The sequence below is a fragment of the Blastococcus sp. SYSU DS0619 genome (assembly GCF_054051035.1).
In genome coordinates this window covers 109,449-129,340 of the sequence record NZ_JBJHAM010000003.1, presented here as the reverse complement: position 1 = coordinate 129,340, position 19,892 = coordinate 109,449, and the positions used below count along the sequence as shown (strand labels likewise).

Sequence of the window (19,892 nt, the reverse complement as noted above, 5' to 3'; positions counted from 1 at the left end):
GTCCGGTGCACTGAGCCGGATCCGTCGTCCCCGCCGGGAACCCTCCGGGCCCCGCGCCGGGAACGACCCGGCTACTAGAGCGGCGAGTTCGGCTGGCCGCCGGGCGGGCGGATGCGCAGCACCTTGTCGTCGTCCTCGGCCGGCATGCCGAGGCCGTCGCGGTTGGACGTCGTGACCCAGAGCGCGCCCTGGGGGTCGAGGACGACGGTGCGCAGCCGCCCGTACCGGTCGGTGAGCACCTGGTCGGCGGCGCCCTCGACCGGGGCGCCGTCGGCGTCCAGGGTGATCACGTGCACCCGCCGGCCGTCGAGCGCGCCGAGGAACACGGTGCCGTTGGCCACGGCGCAGCCACCCAGGCCACCCTCCTCCGGCCGGATCTCCAGCAGCGGTGCGCCGTCGCCGCCCTCGCGGACGACGTCGAGCTCGTCGGGGCCCTCGCGCGACTCGTCGGTGGCGTAGATCTGCTCGGCGTCCTGGCACAGCGCCGTGACGTCGCGGTGGCCGCGGCTGAACACCGGGCCGCCGGCGCCGACGGGCCGGCCGAAGACGTCGATCCGCAGCACCTTGCCGGCGAGCGACGTCGGGTCGGCGGCCAGCGCCGGGTTCCCCGCGTCCCCGGTGCCCACGTAGAGGTATCCGTCGAGGCCGGCGAGCAGGCCGCCGCCGTTGCCTACCTCGCCACGGGGGATGCCGGTGAACACCGGGTTGGGGGTGCCGCCGATCGGGAAGCGGACGACCCGGTTGTCGGTGGCGGTGGAGACGTAGGCGTACAGCAGCCCGTCCTCGCCGAAGGTGGGGGAGAGGGCCAGCCCCAGCAACCCGCCGTCGCCGGAGGTGTCCAGCCCGGGCACGGTCATGAGCTCCTTGGCCGGGGACCGGTCGGGGAACACCTGCAGCAGGCGCCCGGTGTCCCGCTCCCCGACGATCGCCGAGCCGTCGGGGAGCAGCACCAGGCCGGTGGGCACGCTGAGCCCCGAGGCGACCACGTTCGGATCGCCGGCCTCCTCCTCGCCGCCGGGCTGGGCGGGGTCGCCCGGCGCGGGCAGCGTGGCCGAGGGCGGCCCGACCTGCGGGGGCGGGCCCTCGGGCAGCGGGCGGAAGGGGCCGGCGGGCTCGTAGCCGCCGTCGCCGCAGCCGGTCAGCAGCACCCCGGTGAGCAGGGCGGCGACCACCCGCGACGCGCGCAGCGCCCTCGTCGGCCTCACCGGGCCCAGAGTACGTGCGCCCGGGTGGCCCGACGCCGGTCGTCCACGGCACGCCGGCTGGCTAGCGTGGGGCCCGTGACGACCCTGGACCTGGCGGCGGACGCGACGCTGCACGTGCTCGTGCCCTCCCGAGCCATCGGAGCCGCCGTCGAGGCGCTCTCACCCCGCGTGCGCGCGCACCGCGTCGACCCCGCCGACGGCCCGCCCGGGGGCGACGCCGCCCTCGCGCAGGTCTGGGTGCCGCGCTCGGTGGGCGCCGCGGTGCCGGACGACGGGTTCTTCGCCGCGCTGCCCTCCCTGCGGCTGGTGCAGCTGCTCACCGCCGGGGCGGAGCGGTTCACCGGGCGGCTCCCCGAGGGCGTGGTGCTGTGCAACGCCCGGGGTGCGCACACCCCCTCGACCGCGGAGTGGGCGGTCGCCGCGACGCTGGCGGCCCAGCGGGGGATCCCCGCGTTCGTCCGCGAGCAGGACGCCGGCCGCTGGTCGCCCGCGACGTACCGGTCGCTGGTCGGGGCCCGCGTCCTCGTGGTCGGCGCGGGCGACATCGGCCGGGCCATCGGCCGGATGCTCGCCGGCTTCGACGTCGAGCTGACCTACGTCGCGCGCACCGCCCGCGAGGGCGTCCGCGCCATGGGAGACCTCCCCGACCTGCTCCCGCATGCCGACGTCGTCGTCCTCATCGTCCCCGTGACCCCGGAGACCCGGGGCATGGTCGACGCCGGGTTTCTCGCCGCGATGCAGGACGGGGCGCTGCTGGTCAACGCCGCGCGGGGCGTCGTGGTCGACACCGACGCCCTCCTCGCCGAGCTGACGAGCGGCCGGCTGCGCGCGGCGGTGGACGTCACCGACCCCGAACCGCTGCCCGCGGGGCACCCGCTGTGGTCGGCGCCCGGGCTGCTGATCACCCCGCATGTCGGCGGCGCGGTGCCCGAGACGAACGCGCGGGCGGCCGCCGCCGTCACCGACCAGCTGCGCCGGGTCCTGGCGGGGGAGCCGCTGGTCAACGTCGTCGGCGACTATTGACCCGGAGCGGGCACCTCCACCCGCCCGCCGGAGGCCGCGGCCAGCCGGGGCAGGTCGCCGATCCGCAGCACCGGCAGCTGCACCTCGGTGGCGGAGGTGGTGACCAGCCAGAGGTCGCCGCGGGGGCCGACGCGGATGCCGGCCAGCTCCGGCCAGCGCACCGTCCGGGAGCCGAGGACGGCGCGCGCGGTGATGCCGTCGTCGGTGACGTCGACGCCCCGCCGCAGCACTGCGACGGCCATCGCCGCGGGCACCAGCAGCAGGACCGGCGTCCACCAGGCGACCGCCGCCGTCGGGACGATGCAGACGGCCAGCACGACCAGGGGCAGGAGGGCGCTGCGGTCCATCCGGAAGCGGGCGGGAGGGGTCACGGACGGCCATGATCCCACCCCGGGCCGGTCAGGCGGTGCGGGCACAGGCCTACCATCGCCGCTCGTGACGATCGGCGAGGACCTCATCCCCGGCAACGAGCCCGCGAGCCAGACCCACAGCCCGCTCAAGCCGCGCAGCTACGAGGTGACCGACGGGGACGCCAAGGCGCCCGCCCGGGCCATGCTGCGCGCGGTCGGCATGGGCGACGAGGACTTCGCCAAGCCGCAGATCGGGGTGGCCTCGTCCTGGAACGAGATCACCCCCTGCAACCTGTCGCTGGACCGGCTGGCCAAGCGGGCCAAGGAGGGCGTGCACGCGGCCGGCGGCTACCCGCTGGAGTTCGGCACGATCTCGGTGTCCGACGGCATCTCCATGGGCCACGAGGGCATGCGCGCCTCGCTGGTCTCCCGCGAGGTCATCGCCGACTCGGTCGAGACCGTCATGTTCGCCGAGCGGCTGGACGGCTCGGTGCTGCTCGCCGGCTGCGACAAGTCGCTGCCCGGGATGCTCATGGCCGCCGCCCGCCTCGACCTGGCCAGCGTGTTCCTGTACTCGGGCTCGACGATGCCGGGCAAGCTCGGCGACCGGGACCTCACGATCATCGACGTCTTCGAGGGCGTCGGCGCCTGCGCCCGCGGGCTGATCACCCGCGAGGAGCTGGTCGAGATCGAGAAGGCCGCCTGCCCCGGCCAGGGCTCCTGCGGCGGCATGTACACCGCCAACACCATGGCCAGCGTCGCGGAGGCCCTCGGCATGGCGCTGCCGGGCAGCGCCGCCCCGCCCGCGCCCGACAGCCGGCGCGACGCCTACGCCGTCGCCTCCGGCGAGGCCGTGGTCGGCCTGCTGCGCAAGGGCATCACCGCGCGCCAGATCATGACGAAGAAGGCGTTCGAGAACGCGATCACCGTCGTCATGGCGCTCGGTGGTTCCACGAACGCGGTCCTGCACCTGCTGGCGATCGCGCACGAGGCGCAGGTCGAGCTGACCCTCGACGACTTCAACCGGATCGGCGACCGGACCCCGCACCTGGCCGACGTCAAGCCGTTCGGCCGGTTCGTCATGACCGACATCGACCGCGTCGGCGGCGTCCCGGTCGTCCTCCGGGCGCTGCTGGACGCCGGCCTCCTGCACGGCGACACCCTCACCGTCACCGGGAAGACGATGGCGGAGAACCTCGCCGACATCGCGCCGCCGGACCTCGACGGCACGATCGTCCACGCGATGAACGACCCGATCCACAAGACCGGCGGCCTGACGATCCTCCGCGGCTCGCTGTCCCCGGAAGGGGCGGTGGTGAAGTCGGCCGGCTTCGACGCGGACGTCTTCGAGGGCACCGCACGCGTCTTCGACGGCGAGCAGGGCGCGATGGACGCGGTCACCGAGGGCACGCTCGAGCCCGGCGACGTCGTGGTCATCCGCTACGAGGGCCCGCGGGGCGGGCCGGGCATGCGGGAGATGCTCGCCGTCACCGGCGCGATCAAGGGCGCCGGGCTCGGCAAGGACGTCCTCCTGCTCACCGACGGGCGGTTCTCGGGCGGCACCACGGGCCTGTGCATCGGTCACGTCGCGCCCGAGGCGGCGGACGGCGGCCCGATCGCCTTCGTGCGTGACGGCGACCGGATCCGGCTGGACCTGGTGGAGCGCACGCTGGACCTGCTGGTGGACGCCGACGAGCTGGCCCGGCGAGCGGACGGCTGGGCGCCGCTCCCGCCGCGCTACACCACCGGCGTGCTCGGCAAGTACGCCAAGCTCGTCGGCTCGGCCGCCCAGGGCGCCATCTGCGGCTGACCCCGAGGGGTGAGCCCCGGGCGGGAGGGGTCCACCGTCCCGGGGCAGGTGCCGACCAGAAGGCCGTGGACCTGGGAGCGCAACGACGGGACGGCGGTGCGCCGACCGAGCCTCTCGTCGCGCCGCCCTTCGTCGCGCCGCCCTTCGTCGCGCCGCCCTTCGTCGCGCCGCCCTTCGTCGCGCCGTCGCGCACCGGTTGCCCGGTCGCCGCCACCCCGACGGCCGCGTCCGCGGCGGAGCGGCGGGAGTCGCGGGTCCTCTACGTCCTGCTCGCCGTGCTCGCCGTGACCGGCGGGCTCGCCCGGCCGGACCTCGGTGCGCTGGCCGAGCGTCTGCTCATCGTGCTGCTCGCGATCGCCGCCCTGGGCACCGCTGTCGTCGTCCACACGCACGCGGCCCGGCTGGACCGCGTCGAACGCCGGCCGTGGCGGGCCGTCTCGGCGGTCGCCGTCCTCCTGGCGGTCGGCCGCCTCCTGACCGCGGTGGACGGCGCGGTGCCCAGTGCCGTGGCGCACGTCGCCCAGGTGCTCGCGCTGCCGCTCGGGCTCGCGGCCTGCTTCCTCCTCCTGCCGCCCCGCGGTGGCCGGGCGGGTGTGCGGGAACTGCTCGACGGCGCCATCGTGGTCGTCGCGGTGGTGCTGCTGGCCGGGCTGGTGCTGTCCCGGGCGGGCGCCCGCAGCGACAGCGGGGTCGTCGGCGTCCTGCACAACATGGGCTACCCCGCCGGCGGGGCACTGCTCTGCGCGGTGGCGCTCATGGCCGTCTCCCGCGCCCCGGCGTCCCGCCGCCGGCCGGCGGTGTGGTTGCTGCTGTCGATGGCGGCGACGGCGGTCGTCGCGATCACGGCCGCCATGGCCCGCGTGCTGGGGGAGGCGCCGTCGGACCTGCTGATCGGCATCTCCTGGTCGGCGATGCTGGCGGCCGCCGTCCGGGCGGTCGACACCGACTCCGGGCACCGGTCGCAGGGGAGCCGGCGAGCCGACGCCCTGCCGCTGTTCGGCCTGGCCGTGAGCCACGCGACGGCCTACGGGGTCGCCGGTGTGGTCATCGCGGTGCTGAACGCCGGGCACACGTTCACCCGGCTCGAGCAGGTGGCGCTCGGGGTGCTCATCCTCTGCACCTCGTTGCGCAGCCTGCTGTGGGTCGTCGACGGGGGCCGGCTCACCCGCCGGCTCCAGCAGACCGAGGCCTACTTCCGCGCACTGGCCGCCAGCGCCGAGGACGTCACCGTCGTCCTGGACGACGGCGGCCGGGTGCGCTGGGTCTCCGGCGCCGCCGACGGTCAGCTCGGGTGGTCCGAGCGGGAGCTGACCGGCCGCCGGCTGGCCGACCTGCTCGACCCCGACGACCGCGGCGTCCTCGACCGGTTGGTGGGCTCGCCCGGGGCCGGCGTGCTCCCCGGGCTGCCCCCCACCGTGCGGCTGCGCACCAGGGACGGGCGCTGGCGCGATGTGGAGCTGTCGGGTGCGGCCCGCGCCGGCGTCCCCGGGGCTGCCTTCCGGGAGGGCCTGGTGCTCCACCTCCGCGACGTGACCGCGCGCCGGTCGGACCAGCGGGAGCTGGAGCGGCTGGCCTACACCGACTACCTGACCGGCCTGCCGAACCGGGCACGGTTCCTCGCTGCCCTGGAGGCGGCGCGGAGCCACGCCGCCGGAGGGCGGCCGAGCTGCGTCCTGCTCGTCGACCTCGACGGGTTCAAGGCCGTCAACGACGTCGCCGGGCACGAGGCCGGCGACCAGCTGCTGATCCAGGTGGCCGACCAGCTACGCGGCGGGGCCCGGGAGCAGGACCTCGTCGCCCGCCTCGGCGGGGACGAGTTCGCGGTCCTCGTGCCGGGCGGCATGGACGAGGCGGCGGGGCTGGCCGAGCGGCTGGTCGTGGCGCTGGACCGGTCGTTCCAGGCGCCGTCGTCCGACGGACGGGACGGTCCGTGGTTCCCCGTCTCCGGCAGCATCGGCCTGGCCGAGCTCGACCCCGCCGACGACGCGTCGGCCACCGTCCGGCAGGCCGACCTCGCCCTGCGCGCGGCCAAGGCGGCGGGCAAGCGCTGCGTGCGTTCCTCGGGCCAGGCCATCGACGCCGCCGTGGGCCGGCGAACCCGGCTGGCCCGCGACCTGCCGTCCGCGCTCGCGGAGGGCCAGCTGCGGGTCCTGTACCAGCCGGTCGTCGGCGTGCACGACCGCCGGGTCCTCGGTCTCGAGGCGCTCCTGCGCTGGGAGCACCCGCTGCTGGGCGCCGTGCCGCCGGACGAGTTCATCCCGCTCGCGGAGGAGGACGGCCTGATCGTCCCGCTCCAGCGCTGGGTGCTCGGGGTGGCGACGGAGCACGCGGCCGTGCTGCTCGCCGACGGCTGGGACGTGCAGATGGGCGTCAACGTGTCGGTGCGCCACCTGCAGGCCGGGTGCCTGGCGCCCGACGTGGCCGCCGCGCTGACCGCCGCGCAGCTGCCCGCGGGCAAGCTGGTCCTGGAGATCACCGAGTCGGTGCTGCTGGACGTGCACGACGGGGTGCTCAGCGACCTGGCGACGCTGCGGGGCATGGGCGTGGTGCTCTCGCTCGACGACTTCGGGCAGGGCTGGTCCTCGCTGGCCTACCTGGCCCGGTTGCCGGTGCAGATCCTCAAGATGGACCGCGCCTTCGTGGCCGGGATCGAGACCGATCCGCGCGGTCGGGCGCTCGTGGCCAGCGTCGTGGAGCTCGGCCGCACGCTGGGCATGGACGTTGTCGCCGAGGGCGTGGAGACCGAGGGGCAGATGGCCGAGCTGCGCGCCATGGACTGCCGCTACCTGCAGGGCTACCTCTTCGGCCGGCCCATGCCGTTCGCGGAGCTGCGTGCGCTGCTGGCCTCGTTCGACGACTCCATCCTCGACGTCAGCGAGCCGACGTCGTCGAATCTGGACCTCGGTGTCCACCTGGTGGGACGGGACGGTTGACGGCGGGGCGACGCGGGGCGCACAGTGTCCACGTGCCTCGCACCAGCATGCTCGCCGACGCCCGCACCCCCGGCGTCCTCGTAATCGCGTAGCGCGTCCGGTCACCGACCGACGCGCTGACCCTTCGTGCCCGTGGCACGAGGGGTTTTTTGTTGGCCGTGACCTGCCGCACGGCGAGCACGCCGCCCGTCGCACCAGCCCGTACCACCGCCGCAAGGCACAGGAGATCCGCGCGATGACCACCACCCCGCACCAGGCCCCCGACACCGAGGCAGCCACCCGCGAGGCCGCCGCGGCGCTGACCGGCGTCGAGACCACGGCCCGTTCCGTCGCCGAGGCCGCCGCCGAGCCGGCCAGCGGTATCACCGGGGCGCAGAGCCTCGTCCGCTCCCTCGAGGCGGTCGGCGTCGACGTGGTCTTCGGCATCCCGGGCGGTGCGATCCTCCCGGCCTACGACCCGCTGTTCGACTCCCGCGTGCACCACGTCCTCGTCCGGCACGAGCAGGGCGCCGGGCACGCGGCGACCGGGTACGCCCAGGCCACCGGGCGGGTCGGGGTCTGCATGGCCACCTCGGGTCCGGGCGCCACGAACCTGGTCACCCCCCTGGCCGACGCCTACATGGACTCGGTGCCGATCGTGGCGATCACCGGCCAGGTCCCCAGCGCGGCCATCGGCACCGACGCCTTCCAGGAGGCGGACATCCGCGGCATCACCATGCCGGTCACCAAGCACAACTTCCTGGTGACGACGGCGGAGGAGATCCCGCAGCGGATCGCCGAGGCCTTCCACCTCGCCGCCACCGGCCGGCCCGGCCCCGTCCTGGTCGACATCCCGAAGGACGTCCTGCAGGCCACGACCGACTTCTCCTGGCCGCCCCGGCTCGACCTGCCCGGCTACAAGCCGACGACCCGGCCGCACGGCAAGCAGGTCCGCGAGGCGGCCACCCTGATCGCCGGCGCCCGCCGCCCGGTCCTCTACGTCGGCGGCGGCGTGCTCAAGGCGCAGGCGACCGAGGAGCTCGCCGAGCTCGCCGAGCTGACCGGCGCCCCCGTCGTCACCACGCTGATGGCCCGCGGCGCGTTCCCCGACAGCAGCGCCCAGCACCTGGGCATGCCCGGCATGCACGGCACGGTCGCAGCGGTGACCGCACTGCAGAAGTCCGACGTGATCGTGGCGCTCGGCGCCCGGTTCGACGACCGGGTGACCGGTGAGCTGTCCAGCTTCGCGCCCGACGCCCTGGTCGTGCACGCCGACATCGACCCCGCCGAGATCGGCAAGAACCGCAAGGCCGACGTGCCGATCGTGGGCGACGCCAGGGAGACGATCGCCCAGCTGGTCGAGGCGCTGCGCGCCGAGCACGCCGCCGGGCGCACCCCCGACCTCGCCGCCTGGTGGGCCCAGCTGGACGACTGGCGGGAGCGCTACCCGCTCGGCTACGACTGGCCCGAGGACGGCGCGCTGTCGCCGCAGTACGTGATCGAGCGGCTCGGTGCCATCGCCGGCCCCGACGCCATCTACACCTCCGGCGTCGGCCAGCACCAGATGTGGGCCGCGCAGTTCATCACGTACGAGAAGCCGGGCACCTGGCTCAACAGCGGCGGTCTCGGGACGATGGGCTACGCCGTCCCGGCCGCGATGGGCGCCAAGTACGGCTGCCCCGAGACCACGGTCTGGGCCATCGACGGCGACGGCTGCTTCCAGATGACCAACCAGGAGCTGGCGACCTGCGCCATCGAGGGCATCCCGGTCAAGGTCGCCGTCATCAACAACGGCAACCTCGGCATGGTCCGCCAGTGGCAGACCCTCTTCTACGAGGGCCGCTACTCCAACACCAAGCTGCACGCACGCAACCCGGACGGCTCGCCGAAGCCGGTGCGCATCCCGGACTTCGTCGCCCTGGCCGAGGCGCTGGGCTGCGTCGGGCTGCGGTGCGAGAGCAAGGACGACGTCGACGCCGTCATCGAGAAGGCCATGGCCATCACCGACGCGCCGGTCGTCATCGACTTCGTCGTCGGCTCGGACGCCCAGGTGTGGCCGATGGTCGCCGCGGGTGCCAGCAACGACGCGATCCTGGCCGCGCGCGACGTGCGCCCGGTCTTCGGCGACGGACAGGTCTGAGGAGCACGCACATGACCCGCCACACCCTGTCGGTCCTCGTCGAGAACAAGTCCGGTGTCCTGGCCCGCGTGTCGGCGCTGTTCAGCCGCCGCGGGTTCAACATCGAGTCCCTCGCCGTCGGGCCCACCGAGAACCCCGACCTCTCCCGCATGACGATCGTCGTCGATGCGGAGAGCCAGCCGCTGGAGCAGATCACCAAGCAGCTGAACAAGCTCATCGAGATCATCAAGATCGTCGAGCTGGACGGCGGGGCCGCCGTCCAGCGGGAGCTGCTGCTGGTGAAGGTGCGCGCACCCCTCGCCGAGCGCACCCAGGTGCTGCAGACCGCCGAGCTGTTCCGGGCCCGCGTCATTGACGTCAACCCCGACACGGTGACCCTCGAGGCCACCGGCACCCCCGACAAGCTCCAGGCGCTGCTGGCGGTGCTCGCGCCGCAGGGCATCAAGGAGATGGCGCAGTCCGGCACCGTCGCGCTGGGCCGTGGCCCGCGGGCGATGTCGGGCGCCGGTACCTTGCGCCCCGTCGAGCGCAGCGCCTGAGAACTCCCCGTCCCTACCGAGCTTTATCGCGATAAAGCACCAACCGAAGGAGCACCGACCGCATGGCCGCCGAGATCTTCTACGACGACGACGCCGACCTCTCGATCATCCAGGGGCGCACCGTCGCCGTCCTGGGCTACGGCAGCCAGGGCCACGCCCACGCGCTGTCGCTGCGCGACTCCGGCGTCGACGTCCGCGTCGGCCTGCCGGAGGGCAGCAAGAGCCGGGCCAAGGCCGAGGCCGAGGGCCTGCGGGTCGTCACGCCGGCCGAGGCGTCCGCCGAGGCGGACCTGATCATGATCCTGGCGCCGGACCACGTGCAGCGGACCCTGTACGCCGAGTCCGTCGAGCCCAACCTGCAGGACGGCGACGCGCTGTTCTTCGGCCACGGCTTCAACATCCGCTTCGGCTACATCAAGCCCCCGGCCGGTGTCGACGTGGCCATGGTGGCCCCGAAGGGTCCCGGTCACCTGGTGCGCCGCGAGTTCGAGAACGGCAAGGGCGTGCCGTGCCTGGTCGCCGTCGAGCAGGACGCGAGCGGCTCCGCGCTGCAGCTGGCGCTGTCCTACGCCAAGGCCATCGGTGGCTCCCGGGCCGGCGTCATCAAGACCACCTTCGCCGAGGAGACCGAGACCGACCTCTTCGGCGAGCAGGCCGTGCTGTGCGGTGGCGCCAGCGCGCTGATCACCGCCGGGTTCGAGACCCTCACCGAGGCCGGCTACCAGCCCGAGGTCGCCTACTTCGAGTGCCTGCACGAGCTGAAGCTGATCGTCGACCTCATGTACGAGGGCGGCATCGCCAAGCAGCGCTGGTCGGTGTCCGACACCGCCGAGTACGGCGACTACACCTCCGGCCCCAAGGTCATCGACGCCCGCGTCAAGGAGTCGATGGGCGAGGTGCTGGCCGCGATCAAGGACGGCTCGTGGGCCGCGGCCTTCATCGCCGACCAGGACGCCGGCGCCCCCGACTTCAAGGCCAAGCGCGCCGCCGCCGAGACGCACCCGATCGAGGAGACCGGGCGCAAGCTGCGCGGGCTGATGAGCTGGGTCTCGGCGTCCGACGACTACACCGGGACCGCTGCCCGCAGCTGAGGCCGGACCGACGACGGCCCCCGCTGCCTGAGGCAGCGGGGGCCGTCGTGCGTCGTGCCGGAGATCAGACCGCGTGGCCGTGCGCGGCGAAGTACTCCCGGGACGCCGGCTGCCGGAGCAGGAACACGATGAGGACGGCGACGACCAGGCTGAGGATGCCCGCGAAGCTGAACTCGTAGCCCTGCACGAGCAGGGAGATGACCCCGAGCAGCCACAGGGCCGCCTGGGCGTAGGCGGCGTAGAGCAGCAGCTTGGGGGCCTTCCCCTGGAGGACCTGCACACCGCCGACGGCCATCGCGATGGCGACGGCGACCCCCAGGATGCCCAGCAGGATGTCGAGGCCGGAGATCTCCACCCCGAGGTCGTCGATGACCGATGCCCCCAGCAGGCCGAGGAGGCCGAGCAGGGCGCCGAGGCCGCCCCACACGAGGCCGACGACCCCCGCAGCGGTCACCTGCCCCGGACGCTGACCCTGCGGGTTCTGGCCGTAGCCGGGAGGGGCGGCGGGGTAGCCGCCCGGGCCCTGGCCGTAGCCCTGCGGGGCCTGGCCGTAGCCGGGAGGGTTCTGGCCGTAGCCCTGGGGGGCCTGGCCGTAGCCGGGAGGGTTCTGGCCGTAGCCGGGAGGGTTCTGGCCGTAGCCCTGGGGGTTCTGGCCGTAGCCCGGCGCAGGCTGCTGGCCGGGTGGCGGACCCCAGCCCGGCTGGCCCTGCGGCGCGCCGCCCTGGGGCTGGTCGGGGTCGGAACCGGGGGTGGGGCTGGACATCGCAGCGTCCTCCTGGTCAGGGGAGCCGGTATGGCTCCCTGGTGACCGATGGTAGGGATCACCACACCGGCGCGGGGATCCGGCGGAGTGTTCCCGCCGGATCCCCGCAGCCGTCACCCGGTTCAGTGACCGGTGCGCCGGAACCGGTGCGCGGCGAAGAACTGCGCGGCCGGCTTCATCGACAGCAGCACGACGATCGCCAGGGCGGCCAGGAAGAACAGCAGGTTCACCACCAGGTCGGCGGTGCCGCCCTCGGCCAGGCTGCCCAGGAAGCCGAAAGCGGTGAAGGCGAGCGCGATGGAGCCGCCGACCAGCAGGAGGACGCGGCTGCGTCCGGTGAGGGCCCAGACCGAGCCCCAGATCATGACGACGGTCCAGATCAGCGCCAGCAGGCCGATGACCAGGAACACGCCGCCGACGGCCCCGGCGACGGAACCGAGACCCGGGATCTCCTCGTCCAGCCCGGAGTCCGCACCGCTGGCGGCCGCCCCGATGAGGAACGAGAAGAAGGTCAGCAGCAGGCCGAAGGCGCCGTAGACGAAGCCGAGCACGGCTGCGGTGACGACGCCGGCCGGCTTGGCCGGGACGCCGGTCGTGCCGTACTGGCCGTACTGCTGGGGGTACTGCTGGCCGTAGGGCGACGGCGTCCCGTACTGCTGGCCGTAGGCGGGGTCGCCGTACTGCTGCCCGTAGGCCGGCTGCCCGTACTGATCCTGTCCGTACTGCTGGGCGGGGTCAGGCTGGCCGTACTGGGGCTGGCCGTGCTGCTCCTGCCGGTACGAGGGCTGGCCGTGCTCCTGGCCGCTCCCTGGGCCGTACGGGCTGGAATCGGAACGACCCTGGTCGTCGGACTGGCTCACTGTTCTCCTCCGTGGGCGCCGGGTCGTCCCGGCTGTCGACGGCCAGGATGTCGTCGGCTCCACACCGGGGCAAGCACCCGCTCGGTGGGTCCGGCGCGCGGGAGCCTCCCTAGGCTGGCGCACCGTGACCCCGACCGCCCCCGTCGTCCTGATCGCCGAGGAGCTCGCGCCCAGCGTGCTGGAGGTGCTCGGCACCGACGTCGAGATCCGGCACGTCGACGGCGCCGACCGGGCCGCGCTGCTGCCCGCCCTGGCCGACGCCGCCGCGGTCATGATCCGGAGCGCCACGCAGATCGACGCCGAGGCGCTGGCCGCCGCGCCGAAGCTCGAGGTGGTCGCCCGCGCGGGCATCGGGCTGGACAACGTCGACGTCGCCGCCGCGACCGAGCGCGGCGTCATGGTGGTGAACGCGCCCACCTCGAACATCGTCAGCGCCGCCGAGCACGCCGTCGCCCTGCTGCTGGCCGCCGCCCGGCGCATCCCGGCCGCCGACGCCTCGCTGCGCGAGGGCACCTGGCAGCGGTCGGCGTTCACCGGCGTCGAGGTCAGCGAGAAGACCGTCGGCGTCATCGGCCTGGGCCGCATCGGCGTGCTGGTCGCCCAGCGCCTGGCCGCCTTCGGCGTCGAGCTGATCGCCTACGACCCGTACATCCAGCCGGGGCGCGCCGCGCAGCTGGGCGTCCGGCTGGTCTCCCTCGAGGAGCTCCTCGAGGAGTCGGACTTCATCACCATCCACCTGCCCAGGACCCCGGAGACCCTCGGTCTGATCGGCGCCGACGAGCTGGCCACCACCAAGCGGGGCGTGATCGTCGTCAACGCCGCCCGTGGCGGTCTGGTCGACGAGGTGGCGCTGGCCGACGCGCTGAGGACCGGCCAGGTGGGCGCCGCGGGCATCGACGTCTACGCCACGGAGCCGTGCACCGACAGCCCGCTGTTCAGCCTGCCGAACACCGTCGTCACCCCGCACCTGGGTGCATCGACGACGGAGGCGCAGGACAAGGCCGGCGCCGCGGTCGCCCGGTCGGTGCGCCTGGCGCTGCAGGGCGAGTTCGTCCCGGACGCGGTGAACGTGCAGGCCGGCGGGGTGGTCGCCGAAGACGTCCGCCCGGGGCTGCCCCTGGCGGAGAAGCTGGGCCGGGTCTTCACCTCCGTCGCCGGGGGACTGGCCCAGTCGGTCACCGTCGACGTGCGGGGCAAGCTCGCCGAGTTCGACGTCTCGGTGCTCTCGCTGGCGGTGCTCAAGGGCGTATTCTCCGACGTCGTCGAGGAGCAGGTCACCTACGTCAACGCGCCGCTGCTGGCCGGGCAGCGGGGTCTGGAGATCACCCTGACCAGCGACCCGGAGAGCCCGACCTACCGCAACTACGTCCGGGTGTGCGGCGCCATGGCCGACGGCACGCAGGTCACCGTCGCCGGCACGCTGTTCGGCAAGAACCAGGTGCCGCGGCTGACGGAGGTCGACGGCTTCGAGATCGACCTGGCCGCCTCGGGCCACCTGCTCTTCTTCGTCTACGCCGACCGCCCCGGCGTCGTCGGCGCGGTCGGGGCGGCGTTGGGCGTGGCCGGGGTGAACATCGCCGGCGCCCAGGTCAGCCGGGCCGGCGAGGGCGGCGAGGCGCTCATGGCGGTCACCGTCGACAGCCCGGTCGGGCCGGAGCTGCTCCAGGAGATCGCCGGTCGCATCGGGGCCCGGGCAGCCCGGGCCGCGGACCTCACCACGCTCTGACCTAGGGTCGCTTCCCATGCGCCTGGCAGTGATCCCTGGAGACGGCATCGGTCCCGAGGTCGTGGCGGAGGGGCTCAAGGTCCTCCGCGCGGTCGCGCCCGACCTGGAGACGACCCCGTACGACCTCGGTGCCACCCGGTGGCAGCGCACCGGCGAGCTGCTGCCGGACACCGTGCTCGACGAGCTCCGCCAGCACGACGCGATCCTGCTCGGCGCGATCGGCGACCCCAGCGTGCCGCCCGGCATCCTGGAGCGCGGCCTGCTCCTCCGGCTGCGCTTCGAGCTCGACCACCACGTCAACCTGCGCCCGGCGAAGCTCTTCGACGGCGTCCGTAGCCCGCTGGCGGCGCCCGGCCCGATCGACATGCTCTGCGTCCGCGAGGGGACCGAGGGTCCCTACGTCGGCAACGGCGGCGTGCTGCGCAAGGACACCCCGCAGGAGGTCGCGACCGAGGTCAGCCTGAACACCGCCTTCGGCGTCGAGCGCGTCGTCCGCTACGCCTTCGAGCGGGCCGTGGCACGGCCGCGCAAGCACCTGACGCTGATCCACAAGACGAACGTGCTTACCCACGCCGGCGGCCTCTGGTCGCGGGTCGTGGAGGAGGTGTCGGTCGAGTTCCCCGAGGTCACCGTCGCCTACCAGCACGTCGACGCCGCCTCGATGTTCTTCATCACCGACCCGGGCCGCTACGACGTCATCGTCACCGACAACCTGTTCGGCGACATCGTCACCGACGTGGCCGCCGCCGTGACCGGGGGCATCGGCCTGGCCGCCAGCGGGAACCTCGACGCCTCCGGCACGAACCCGAGCATGTTCGAGCCCGTGCACGGATCGGCGCCCGACATCGCCGGGCAGGGGGTCGCCGACCCGACCGCGACCGTGCTGTCGGTCGGGCTGCTCCTGGAGCACCTGGGCCGCACCGAGCAGGCGCGCAAGGTGGACGCCGCCGTCTCCTTCGACCTGTCCACGCGGGACCCGCAGGCGACGATCCGGACCACCGACGTCGGCGACCGGCTCGCGGCGCTCGCCGGCGGCTGACCTCCCGGCCGGCGGTACCGTCCGGCCATGGGGACACCGCTGGCCGGGCTGGGTGCGTGGTGCGATCTGGTGACCGAGGAGGAGGCCCGCCGACGGCTGCTCGCCGGCGCCGCGGACGGCGACGACGTGCGGGCGGGCGGGCGCGCCACTCCGGGGTGGGGGTACGCGCCGTACGTGCCGGCCCCGGACGAGCCGGTCCTCGATCCGGGCGGCATCTCGTTCCGCGTCGAGGAGTTCGCCGTCCTGGCGGACGGGCGTCGCATCCGGCTGCACGACGAGCGGGGGTTCACGCTCGGCGGCGGTGCGGACCCGTGGCGGGGTCTGACGCTCGCGCACCTGGCCGACGACGTGCGCGCGACCGTGCTCCCGGACGACGCGGAGGACACCGGCGAGGACCACCCCTGGGAATGGCTCGCCGAGCTGCTGCGCGCCGCGGGTGTCGACGTCGTCGCGGAGGACCTCCGGGGGCTGCCCTACGCCGTCGAGTTCAGCGACCGGCTGCGCGCCCGGGTCCCCGACCGGGGGTGACGGGCTCAGCCCTCCGGAGGCTGCTCGCGCAGCAGGTCGCCGACCGGCACCGGGAGGAGAGCGCGCCCGGTCTCGCCCGGGGCGGGCCACTCCGGCCGCACCGTGCAGCCGGTGGGGGAGGACTCCACCAGCACGACCGGCTGCCAGGTCCAGTCCCCGCCCGGTTCCCCGGCCGCGAAACTGCCGGCGGGGAGGGGCTCGGGCAGCCGGGCCCACCACCGCCGGTCCAGGGCGGCCAGGCCGCGGGACCGCAACAGCTCGGCGGCGTCGTCGGCCGACCCGGGGCCGGCCAGGCGCGCGCCGGTCAGCAGCACCGGGCACACCAGCCCGTCGGTGCCGCCGGGGGCCAGCCAGCCCACCAGCTCCCCGTCGGCGGGGCGGTGCACAGGGGTCCAGTCGGTCGGGATCATCGGGAGTGGGTACCAGGCCGGGCGCCGGTCCGTCGCCCGGGTTCCGGCCCAGGGGTGCCGTGCACCACGTCGCCCGTGCTTTCATGGTCGGCGATGCACACCAGCGGCACGATCATCATCGCCTAGCGCGCAGTCACCTCCCCGACTGCGCGCAGACCTCCCGTACCCGGGGGGTCTTTTTCGTGTTCGGCCCTCTTGCCATCCCCGGGAGACACCGTGAGCACCACCGGAACCGACTTCCACGTCTTCGACACCACGCTGCGCGACGGCGCCCAGCGGGAGGGGGTCAGCTACTCGGTCACCGACAAGCTGGCGGTCGCCCGGCTGCTCGACGAGATCGGGGTCGGGTACATCGAGGGTGGCTGGCCCGGGGCGCTGCCCAAGGACACGGAGTTCTTCTCCCGGGCACGCACCGAGCTGCAGCTCAAGCACGCCCAGCTGGTGGCGTTCGGGTCCACCCGCAAGGCCGGGGTCGCGGTGGAGGACGACCTGCAGGTGCGCGCCCTGCTGGACGCGCAGACGCCGGTGGTCTGCCTGGTCGCGAAGTCCGACGTGCGGCACGTGCGCGAGGCGCTCCGCACCACCCTGGAGGAGAACCTGGCGATGGTGGCCGACACCGTCGCCCACCTCGTCGCCGCCGGCCGGCGGGTGTTCCTCGACTGCGAGCACTTCTTCGACGGCTACGCCGCCGACCGGGACTACGGGGTGCGGGTGCTGCAGGCGGCGTTCGACGCCGGTGCCGAGGTCGGCGTCCTGTGCGACACCAACGGCGGCATGCTCCCCATGGGCGTGGGCCGCGTCGTGGCCGACGTGCGGGCGCGGGTGAGCGGCCGGCTGGGCATCCACTGCCAGGACGACACCGGCTGCGCGGTGGCCAACACCCTCGCGGCGGTCGAGGCCGGCGTCACCCACGTGCAGGGGACGGCGAACGGCTACGGCGAGCGGGCGGGCAACGCCGACACCTTCTCGCTCATCGGGAACCTGGTCACCAAGATGGGCATCCCCGCGGTGCCGGCCGAGTGCCTGCCCGAGCTGCAGCGGGTGAGCCACGCGATCGCCGAGCTGGCCAACATCGCCCCAGACGACCACCAGCCGTTCGTCGGTGCCTCGGCGTTCGCCCACAAGGCCGGGCTGCACGCCAGCGCCATCAAGGTGAGCCCCGAGCTCTACAACCACCTCGACCCGGCGGTCGTGGGCAACGACATGCGGATCCTGGTCACCGAGATGGCCGGCCGGGCGTCGGTCGAGCTCAAGGGCCGCGAGCTGGGCGTGGACCTCACCGGCCAGAGCGACGCCATCGGCCGGGTGGTCGACCAGGTGAAGGTGCTCGAGGCCGACGGCTGGTCCTTCGAGGCCGCCGACGCCTCGTTCGAGCTGATGCTCCGGTCGCAGCTGCCCGGGGCCCCGCCCCCGCTGTTCGAGCTGGAGAGCTACAAGTCCTCGGTGGAGCACTGGGGCAACGGCGTGGTCGTCAGCGAGGCGACCGTCAAGGTGCACGTCGACGGGCAGCGGATCATCAGCACCGGCGAGGGGAACGGCCCGGTCAACGCCCTGGACAACGCGCTGCGGCAGGCGCTGGTGCACCGCTACCCGCAGCTGGCCGACGTCGCCCTGGCCGACTACAAGGTCCGCATCCTCGGCTGGAAGGGCGGCACCAGCGCCACCACCCGCGTGCTCATCGACACCACCGACGGGCAGGGGGAGTGGACCACCGTCGGGGTGCACGCCAACATCGTCGAGGCGTCGTGGCACGCGCTGGTCGATGCGCTCACCTACGCCGTCCTGCGCCGTCCTCAGCCGTAGCGGGCGACGAAGTTCGCCAGCAGGCGTCCGGGGGCGGTCACGGTCGCGGGGGTCAGCCGCCCGATCACCGCGTCCAGCTCGGCGGGCGCGAAGTAGCCGGCGTGCTGGTAGATGCGCACCCGCTGGACGATCCCGGCGACGTCCAGCTCCGGGTGGAACTGGGTGGCGTAGACGTTCTCCCCGACCTTGAACATCTGCACCGGGCAGCTCGGCGACGAGGCCAGCAGCACCGCGTCCGGCGGGAGCGCCCGGCACGCCTCCTTGTGACCGACGAACGCCTGGAAGCGGTCGGGCACGCCGGCCAGCAGAGGGTCGTCGCGGCCCTCCCGCGTCAGCGTGACCTCGACGGCCGACACCGGTTCGCCGTACGTCCGGTCCACGACGCCGCCCCGGTGGGTGCCGAGCGTGCCGATGCCGTAGCAGGCGCCGAAGAAGGGCAGGTCCCGCGCCACGACGTCGTCGAGCAGCGCGGCCACCTCCCGCTCGACCCGCAGCTGGACCGCCGACTTGTCCTCCGCCGGGTCGCTGGAGTTGAACGGGCCGCCACCGAGGAACACCCCGGCGTAGTCGTCGAGGTCCAGGGCCGGCAGCGGAGCGGCCTCCAGCCGGATCCGGTGCAGCCGTGCGGCGGGGAGGGCGGTGCACCGCAGGAACGCGCTGTGCTCCTGGTCGGCCGCCTCGTCCTCCGGTCGGGAGGACAGCAGCAGGAAGGGCTTCACCCGCGGTTCAGCGCGGCTGGATCTCGCCCATCGGGCCCCAGCCCGCGACGTCGGGCGCGTCGACGTAGATGATCTGCGGCTGCGCCGACACGAGGTCCGGCGCCTGCTCGACGAAGCGCTTGAAGGCGTCCGTGGCGACGTGGGCGGCGCCCGCGTCTGCGTCCCGGAAGCCCTCGACGCAGACGTAGGTGTTCGGCTCCTCGAGGCTCCGGGACCACTCGAAGAACAGCGAGCCCTCCTCCGCGTTCACCGCACGGGCGTAGTCGGCGGCCAGCCCGGTCCACTCGTCGGCGCGCTCGGGACGGACGGGGAACTTCACGACGATGAGGATCACTGCGTCATTGTCGGCCTCCGGCCGACACCGCGGCCAGTTGCCGTCCCCCAGCCGCGCGGAGCCGCTTCGTCACGGCTGCCCGGGACCCTCCGGGCCCCACTCGCCGCGACACCGCGGCCCGTTGCCGTCCCCCTGACGTGCGGAGCCGCTTCGTCACGGCTGCCCGGGACCCTCCGGGCCCCACTCGCCGCGACACCGCGGCCAGTTGCCGTCCCGGCTACACCGGGTCCAGCCGGGTGCGCAGCAGGCAGAACTCGTTGCCCTCCGGGTCGGCCAGGACGTGGAAGCTCTCGTCGCCGGACTGGCCGACGTCGGCGGGCGTCGCACCCAGGTCGAGCAGCCGCCGCAGCTCGGCGTCCTGGTCGCGGTCGGTGGGGTTCAGGTCGATGTGCAGCCGCACCTTGCCCGGGGTGGGCTCCGCGACCGGCTGGAAGATGAGCGTGGGCGCCGGCCCGCCGAACCCCGCCTCGGGCCCGATCTCGACCTCCCCGTTCTCCTCGCGGCCCAGCACCCGGTAGTCCAGGACCGCGGCCCAGAACCCGGCCAGCGATTCGGCGTCGCGGCAGTCGATCACGAGCTCGGAGAAGCGGCAGGCCATGGGGGCAGACGGTAGGCCGGGAGGCGACCGCCCGCTCGCCGA

The 19,892-nt window shown here is 74.1% G+C and carries 18 protein-coding genes; 10 read left to right on the top strand and 8 right to left on the bottom strand.

The window, feature by feature from the left end:
• Nucleotides 1–74: 74 nt before the first annotated feature.
• Nucleotides 75–1,205, bottom strand: a complete 1,131-nt coding sequence (locus tag ACI79T_RS05510; protein ID WP_456609039.1) for a PQQ-dependent sugar dehydrogenase — start codon at nucleotides 1,203–1,205, stop codon at nucleotides 75–77.
• A 75-nt stretch (nucleotides 1,206–1,280) separates the two neighbouring features.
• Between ACI79T_RS05510 and ACI79T_RS05505 the strand changes: the two genes are divergently transcribed.
• Nucleotides 1,281–2,228 carry a 2-hydroxyacid dehydrogenase gene (locus tag ACI79T_RS05505; protein ID WP_456609038.1) on the top strand — a complete coding sequence of 316 codons (948 nt, stop codon included), beginning with the start codon at nucleotides 1,281–1,283 and terminating at the stop codon, nucleotides 2,226–2,228.
• Here the strand turns inward: ACI79T_RS05505 and ACI79T_RS05500 are convergent.
• Nucleotides 2,222–2,599 (bottom strand): PH domain-containing protein, encoded by a 378-nt coding sequence (locus tag ACI79T_RS05500; protein ID WP_456609037.1) that lies wholly within the window; start codon nucleotides 2,597–2,599, stop codon nucleotides 2,222–2,224. The genes ACI79T_RS05505 and ACI79T_RS05500 overlap by 7 nt on opposite strands.
• 64 nt (nucleotides 2,600–2,663) lie before the next feature.
• Here ACI79T_RS05500 and ilvD point away from each other — a divergent pair, with 64 nt between their 5' ends.
• From ilvD to ilvC, 5 genes are all read left to right on the top strand, one after another.
• On the top strand, nucleotides 2,664–4,388 hold the full coding sequence (gene ilvD, locus ACI79T_RS05495; protein WP_456609036.1) for a dihydroxy-acid dehydratase: 1,725 nt from the start codon (nucleotides 2,664–2,666) through the stop codon (nucleotides 4,386–4,388).
• A 65-nt stretch (nucleotides 4,389–4,453) separates the two neighbouring features.
• Nucleotides 4,454–7,321: an EAL domain-containing protein gene (locus ACI79T_RS05490; RefSeq protein WP_456609035.1), complete on the top strand. Its 2,868-nt coding sequence runs from the start codon at nucleotides 4,454–4,456 to the stop codon at nucleotides 7,319–7,321.
• Between the two features lie 235 nt (nucleotides 7,322–7,556).
• Nucleotides 7,557–9,440 carry an acetolactate synthase large subunit gene (locus ACI79T_RS05485; RefSeq protein WP_456609034.1) on the top strand — a complete coding sequence of 628 codons (1,884 nt, stop codon included), beginning with the start codon at nucleotides 7,557–7,559 and terminating at the stop codon, nucleotides 9,438–9,440.
• An 11-nt stretch (nucleotides 9,441–9,451) separates the two neighbouring features.
• Complete coding sequence (gene ilvN, locus ACI79T_RS05480) at nucleotides 9,452–9,979, top strand: acetolactate synthase small subunit (protein WP_456609033.1); 528 nt, start codon at nucleotides 9,452–9,454, stop codon at nucleotides 9,977–9,979.
• 62 nt (nucleotides 9,980–10,041) lie between these two features.
• Nucleotides 10,042–11,070, top strand: coding sequence for a ketol-acid reductoisomerase (gene ilvC, locus ACI79T_RS05475; RefSeq protein WP_456609032.1), 1,029 nt, complete (start codon nucleotides 10,042–10,044; stop codon nucleotides 11,068–11,070).
• Between the two features lie 64 nt (nucleotides 11,071–11,134).
• Here ilvC and ACI79T_RS05470 read toward each other — a convergent pair whose 3' ends face one another.
• Both ACI79T_RS05470 and ACI79T_RS05465 read right to left on the bottom strand, forming a co-directional pair.
• A complete protein-coding gene (locus tag ACI79T_RS05470) occupies nucleotides 11,135–11,833 on the bottom strand; it encodes a hypothetical protein (protein ID WP_456609031.1) in 699 nt (232 codons plus the stop codon).
• Between the two features lie 122 nt (nucleotides 11,834–11,955).
• Nucleotides 11,956–12,693: a hypothetical protein gene (locus ACI79T_RS05465; RefSeq protein ID WP_456609030.1), complete on the bottom strand. Its 738-nt coding sequence runs from the start codon at nucleotides 12,691–12,693 to the stop codon at nucleotides 11,956–11,958.
• A gap of 124 nt (nucleotides 12,694–12,817) precedes the next feature.
• Between ACI79T_RS05465 and serA the strand changes: the two genes are divergently transcribed.
• Genes serA through ACI79T_RS05450 form a run of 3 tightly spaced genes read left to right on the top strand, consistent with a single transcriptional unit; the run spans nucleotide 12,818 to nucleotide 15,986 of the window.
• Nucleotides 12,818–14,419 (top strand): phosphoglycerate dehydrogenase, encoded by a 1,602-nt coding sequence (serA, locus tag ACI79T_RS05460; RefSeq protein ID WP_456609029.1) that lies wholly within the window; start codon nucleotides 12,818–12,820, stop codon nucleotides 14,417–14,419.
• A gap of 16 nt (nucleotides 14,420–14,435) precedes the next feature.
• Nucleotides 14,436–15,458: a 3-isopropylmalate dehydrogenase gene (locus ACI79T_RS05455; RefSeq protein WP_456609028.1), complete on the top strand. Its 1,023-nt coding sequence runs from the start codon at nucleotides 14,436–14,438 to the stop codon at nucleotides 15,456–15,458.
• A gap of 27 nt (nucleotides 15,459–15,485) precedes the next feature.
• Entirely contained in the window at nucleotides 15,486–15,986 is a 501-nt protein-coding gene (locus tag ACI79T_RS05450) for a hypothetical protein (protein WP_456609027.1), read from the top strand.
• Between the two features lie 5 nt (nucleotides 15,987–15,991).
• Here the strand turns inward: ACI79T_RS05450 and ACI79T_RS05445 are convergent, their stop codons facing one another.
• Nucleotides 15,992–16,396, bottom strand: a complete 405-nt coding sequence (locus ACI79T_RS05445) for a hypothetical protein (RefSeq protein WP_456609026.1) — start codon at nucleotides 16,394–16,396, stop codon at nucleotides 15,992–15,994.
• A gap of 216 nt (nucleotides 16,397–16,612) precedes the next feature.
• Here ACI79T_RS05445 and cimA point away from each other — a divergent pair, with 216 nt between their 5' ends.
• Nucleotides 16,613–18,199 carry a citramalate synthase gene (gene cimA / locus ACI79T_RS05440; RefSeq protein WP_456609025.1) on the top strand — a complete coding sequence of 529 codons (1,587 nt, stop codon included), beginning with the start codon at nucleotides 16,613–16,615 and terminating at the stop codon, nucleotides 18,197–18,199.
• Here the strand turns inward: cimA and ACI79T_RS05435 are convergent.
• The 3 genes from ACI79T_RS05435 to ACI79T_RS05425 all read right to left on the bottom strand — a co-directional run bounded on the left by ACI79T_RS05435 (nucleotide 18,190) and on the right by ACI79T_RS05425 (nucleotide 19,850).
• A complete protein-coding gene (locus tag ACI79T_RS05435) occupies nucleotides 18,190–18,918 on the bottom strand; it encodes a glutamine amidotransferase (RefSeq protein WP_456609024.1) in 729 nt (242 codons plus the stop codon). The two genes, cimA and ACI79T_RS05435, sit on opposite strands and share 10 nt — an antisense overlap.
• Before the next feature lie 7 nt (nucleotides 18,919–18,925).
• Nucleotides 18,926–19,237 (bottom strand): putative quinol monooxygenase, encoded by a 312-nt coding sequence (locus ACI79T_RS05430; protein ID WP_456609023.1) that lies wholly within the window; start codon nucleotides 19,235–19,237, stop codon nucleotides 18,926–18,928.
• Between the two features lie 232 nt (nucleotides 19,238–19,469).
• Nucleotides 19,470–19,850, bottom strand: a complete 381-nt coding sequence (locus ACI79T_RS05425; RefSeq protein WP_456609022.1) for a VOC family protein — start codon at nucleotides 19,848–19,850, stop codon at nucleotides 19,470–19,472.
• Nucleotides 19,851–19,892 lie beyond the last annotated feature (42 nt).